The sequence below is a fragment of the Thermodesulfovibrionales bacterium genome, from assembly GCA_035622735.1.
In the GTDB taxonomy this organism is placed as follows: Bacteria; Nitrospirota; Thermodesulfovibrionia; order Thermodesulfovibrionales; family UBA9159; genus DASPUT01.
The window spans coordinates 1-4,103 of sequence record DASPUT010000217.1 but is presented as its reverse complement, the minus strand read 5'-3'; the positions used below and the strand labels follow the sequence as shown (position 1 = coordinate 4,103).

Annotated in this window: 6 protein-coding genes; 2 read left to right on the top strand and 4 right to left on the bottom strand. The window is 56.2% G+C overall.

What is annotated here, in order from left to right:
• Both VEI96_11460 and VEI96_11455 read right to left on the bottom strand, forming a co-directional pair.
• Positions 1-347 (bottom strand): DUF2950 family protein (locus tag VEI96_11460; GenBank protein HXX58609.1); only part of this gene is annotated, 347 nt, incomplete at its 3' end.
• Between the two features lie 53 nt (positions 348-400).
• On the bottom strand, positions 401-1,618 hold the full coding sequence (locus VEI96_11455) for a DUF3300 domain-containing protein (protein ID HXX58608.1): 1,218 nt from the start codon (positions 1,616-1,618) through the stop codon (positions 401-403).
• A gap of 165 nt (positions 1,619-1,783) precedes the next feature.
• On the opposite strand from VEI96_11455, the gene VEI96_11450 reads away from it, so the two are divergent.
• On the top strand, positions 1,784-2,518 hold the full coding sequence (locus VEI96_11450) for a hypothetical protein (protein ID HXX58607.1): 735 nt from the start codon (positions 1,784-1,786) through the stop codon (positions 2,516-2,518).
• A 47-nt stretch (positions 2,519-2,565) separates the two neighbouring features.
• Positions 2,566-2,772, top strand: coding sequence for a hypothetical protein (locus VEI96_11445; protein HXX58606.1), 207 nt, complete (start codon positions 2,566-2,568; stop codon positions 2,770-2,772).
• An 8-nt stretch (positions 2,773-2,780) separates the two neighbouring features.
• On the opposite strand, the gene VEI96_11440 is transcribed toward VEI96_11445, so the two are convergent.
• Together VEI96_11440 and VEI96_11435 are read right to left on the bottom strand one after the other, a co-directional pair.
• Positions 2,781-3,635 (bottom strand): carotenoid biosynthesis protein, encoded by an 855-nt coding sequence (locus VEI96_11440; GenBank protein HXX58605.1) that lies wholly within the window; start codon positions 3,633-3,635, stop codon positions 2,781-2,783.
• A 16-nt stretch (positions 3,636-3,651) separates the two neighbouring features.
• Positions 3,652-4,103: DUF3463 domain-containing protein (locus VEI96_11435; protein ID HXX58604.1), on the bottom strand; the 452-nt coding region annotated here is incomplete at its 5' end.

Genomic DNA, 4,103 nt, shown 5'->3' with positions numbered 1-4,103 from the left:
TTCCCGGTATAGAGTATCGCCCTGTCGGCGCCTTTTTTTTCTATCCTGTTCTTTTCTTCGTAGGACTTCACAAACCGTTCCATTGCAAGCTTGTCTTCCACTTCGTCGCCCGAAGAGAAGAGGGACTTAAACCCGGACCCGAGAATGGCGACGAATTTGTCGGTATTGTCTGTCTTCACCGCTTCGATGAGGGCCTTCACCGCATCCTCCGGAGAAGGAAAGGTCTCCTGCTTCGTCTTCGTGGCAGCCGAGAGGGAAGCCGAAAGGGCGATCACGACTACGCAGATCAGTGCAGCGGCTACCATGACGGATAAGGATTTATTCTTCTGCGATCTCATGAATCTCATTTTTTTACCTCCTCTATTGTCGCGCATGGTTAAGGCTTTCTGCATTCACGGGACTATCGCCTTCCTCCGCCTCCACCTCCGCGACCGCCTCCGCCACCTCCGCGGGAGCCGCCTCCACCGCCGCCGCGGGAGCCTCCACCCCCACGGGAGCCTCCGCTATATCCGCCGCCGCCGCGGGAGCCGCTGCTGCTTCCTCTGCTCATCTGTCCGCGGTCACTCGCCCTACGCTCAGCCCCCCCGTTTCCGGCGCCGCTGAAGGCGTTCTCACGGCCTCCGCGCTGGGCGCTGCTTGCCCCGCCTCTGCCGCCGCCGAGGTCCTTCGACTGCGCTCCGCCTCCGCGACGGTCACCGTATCCGCGCGACTCCCGGTTGGCAGCGGAAGTCCGCGAGGGAGACTGACCGAACTTCTTTGCAGTCCCACTGTCCCTGTATGCAGCGCCCTTCCTGTGGCCCGAGTCGTGCTTCCACTTTCCCTGTCCTGCCTGGCCTCGATTGATATTTTGGTTGAAGTTAGCGTTCCTGTTTGAGTTGATATTGATATCGCCCCCTCCCCAATTGGCACCGCCCCACGCATAGCCCCAGGCAGCGCCGAGCGCCATACCGACCCCGAAGGAAAAGAGTGCCGCTCCCGGCACGTATCCCGGAGGATAGTAGGAATACGGCGGATAGGCAGGGTAGGGCCATGCGCCATACACAACAGTGGGATTATACGTCGGCACATAGACGACCTGTGGGTTGGCGGATTCAATGACGATCGTCTCTTTCTCGACGATCACCTTCTGCTCCGCCGTCGACTTCAGGTTGCCCGCCGCATCCGCCTTTCTCCGGAGCGCCTGTACCGTGTCCATGACTTCCTTCTCCTGAGCAAGGAATGCGTCTCCGAGCATCTCGGTCCAGTCGAGCTTCTCGCTCATCATCGTGAGTACTTGAGGGAAGTTCACGAGCGACTTTATGCTCGCGTCCCATGTCTGTTTCTCGAGGGCCTTGGCGAGGGCGTCGCCCTTAAGGTCCTTGTTTTTCTTTATCCAGCGGTCTGCCTGCACGACCTCGAGGGGATAGGTCGATGCCATGAGGATCTGTACGATGAGATCATCCGGGTACAACGCTATGGGAGCCAGCACTTGCTCCAGTTGTTCTTTGGAGAAGACCTTTGACGGCGCTTCTCCCGATGGCGCTTCTCCGGGGCCTTGTGCCAGGATTTCGCACGGGAAGACGAGCAGTGCGATAACGAGCAGGCTCACCACTTGCATAAACCTCTTGTTGCGTTTCATGATACCTCCTTCTTATCCGAATGTCTCAATCCTGACGGCAGATAGTTGTCCCTGTGAAGGGTGCTCCTGTCGCAATCGAAGGTCTTCAACTCTAAAAAAAGTATATCACAAAGAACTGATATAATCTAACGGACGAGAGATAACTATTTCGATTACGAGGGTGGCATGAGATTGGCGGTCTTTTCGGCCTTTCCTCAGGAATTACGGGGAATCGTCAGAAACATAAAGGTAGGAAAGAGTCCCGAAAAATCACCTCTTAAGATTATTTCCGGATCATACTCGTCCTCTGAAATTCTCCTGGTTCAGACCGGCATGGGGGGTGGGAACGCGGAAGCCGCATTCCACCCGGTCGTCGAAGAGTACCGCCCTGACGTTATCGCGTCTGTAGGATTCGGCGGCGCGCTTTATAATGGCGCCTCAATCGGGGAGCTTGTATGGGCCTCCAAGGTTCTCTCTTATGACGGGACCGGCATAGATGCCATCGAAGTCCCCGGTGCCGCCGAGATCGCGGGGAGACTCTCTGATAGAGTCGAGATGCACGGGGGATGCGTCATAACGCTCGGCAGGCGGATGAAGAAATCGGAGGTACAAAGAATTCTGCCGCGGGGACTCCCGTTTGCGGTCTGTGACATGGAGACATTCCCTCTGGCAAGGCTCGCCATCGGGAGCGGTTTACCTTTTTTGGGGGTCCGTTCCGTGACCGACCGGGCCGGCGAAGATATCCCGGAGGAACTCTACGATGTCTGTGATGAGGATGGCAACTATCGTCTTTCCCGCGCCCTCGGATCGCTTCTCAGGAAGCCCGGGCTCATACCGGAGGCGATCAAGCTCGGTCGGGCTTCCCGTCTCGCGTCCGAGAATCTGTGGCGCGTCGTGAAGGCCCTCATCGAGGCTCTCTGAAGGAGTCGATCCGGAAAAATCGGTTTCTTGCGCTGTATAATTATTGTATGAAGCGTATATGCAGGCAGAGGAACTATTCCGAATTATCGGGAAAGCTCCACATCCACTGTCCTCACCGTGAACTAACAGGCATCTCCGTGCATGTCGTGATAAAGGGCGGGTACTGTTACCGCTCGGAGCATTGCACGGTCATCAAGTGCAAATTCAACCGCCTGCAGGCCGATATCGGGTCCCTGCTCTCCCTGACGTGGTAGACGGCGCCTCATGAGGCGTCTGAGGGAATCGCGGCTAATGGGAAATCCTTCAGATGGGCTTCTCTGTCTTCTTTCCTGAAGTTCCCGGCGGAGCTTCGCAACCTGACGAGGGAGAAGAGGAGAGCGGACGGGAGCAGGATGATGAAGACCCCGACCCATCCAAGGGTATACTCACCGATCCAGAAGGTTATCGAGACGTTGAAGACGAGCACGCCGAGATAGAGGGCCGGTCCGATAAGATACCTCCACGGGAATCGGTAACCCGCATAATCCCTCACCTTCTTTCCGTCGAAATAGCTGTCTATCTTCTGGAGCGCGTATATCAGAAAGAACCCGACTATGAGCCATCCGATAAAATTCGATATCGGGATGCCGAAATAGATCCCCCCGTCAGGATATCCGTATATCCGACCGAGGAACCACCTGTCGCCTCTCAGCGCTACCGGGTCTATGATGATGTCGAGATAGACCATGAAGACCGAGCCGAGAAGCCTTACAGAAAAAGAATCCCTGATCTTTCTCGTCTCGAGGAGGTAGAGGAATCCCTTTACCCGTTGTACGGGGGATATAACGATGAGGGCCATGGTGTAGCTCGCGTAGGCGAGAAAGACATAACTTATCGAATCCATGAAGGGAACGCCCCAGACCCAGAGTTCCCTGTCTCTCGTCGTCTCGATATAGTAATAGAGTCCGTAGGGTATGCCGTTATGGATCGAGGAATATTCGGAAAGCCACGTCATGAGGTACCCGATTACGGCGAAGAGGAGTGTCCGTTTCAGGCCCAGATGGAGCGAACAGCCGAAGAGGTATACGAGAAAGAAGACGACTACGTAAGGCCTCAGGAGGATCGTACCGAGAAGCATCGGAGGGGAGGCTCCATCAGGTCTTCTTCATATTCCAGAGGATAAGCCTGAGGAGGTCCTTCGGCTTCGAGAAGGCGTCTCTCATCGCCGTAGCCTCGTATCCGCTGTGGACCATGCAGTCCCTGCATCTCGGGTCGTTTCCGGTTCCGTATCTTTCCCAGGGGGTCTTCTCCATCATCTCCCCGAAGGACGGGTAATAGGTGTCTGTTATGAGATAGCAGGGTGACTTCCAGCCGAGCGGATTGCGGGTCGGATTGCCCCAGGGAGTGCAGCGCATCTGCCTCCCGCCTTTCAGGAAGTCGACATAGAGCGGCGAATTCATGAAGGGGAACCGGAGAAAGAAGTCGGCCATCTCCCGGAACTTCTTCACCGCTTCCTCCCTGCTGAGAAAGATATCGTCCTGAACCCTTTCATAGCTGAAGGCGGGCGAGATGAGGGTCCCGTCGACGCTGAGGCCCTTGAGCAGTT

Coding starts and splice junctions, on each gene's coding strand:
- VEI96_11445 (HXX58606.1), top strand. CDS start 2,566: ATGAAGCGTATATGCAGGCAGAGGAACTATTCCGAATTATCGGGAAAG.
- VEI96_11455 (HXX58608.1), bottom strand. CDS start 1,618: ATGAAACGCAACAAGAGGTTTATGCAAGTGGTGAGCCTGCTCGTTATC.
- VEI96_11450 (HXX58607.1), top strand. CDS start 1,784: ATGAGATTGGCGGTCTTTTCGGCCTTTCCTCAGGAATTACGGGGAATC.
- VEI96_11440 (HXX58605.1), bottom strand. CDS start 3,635: ATGCTTCTCGGTACGATCCTCCTGAGGCCTTACGTAGTCGTCTTCTTT.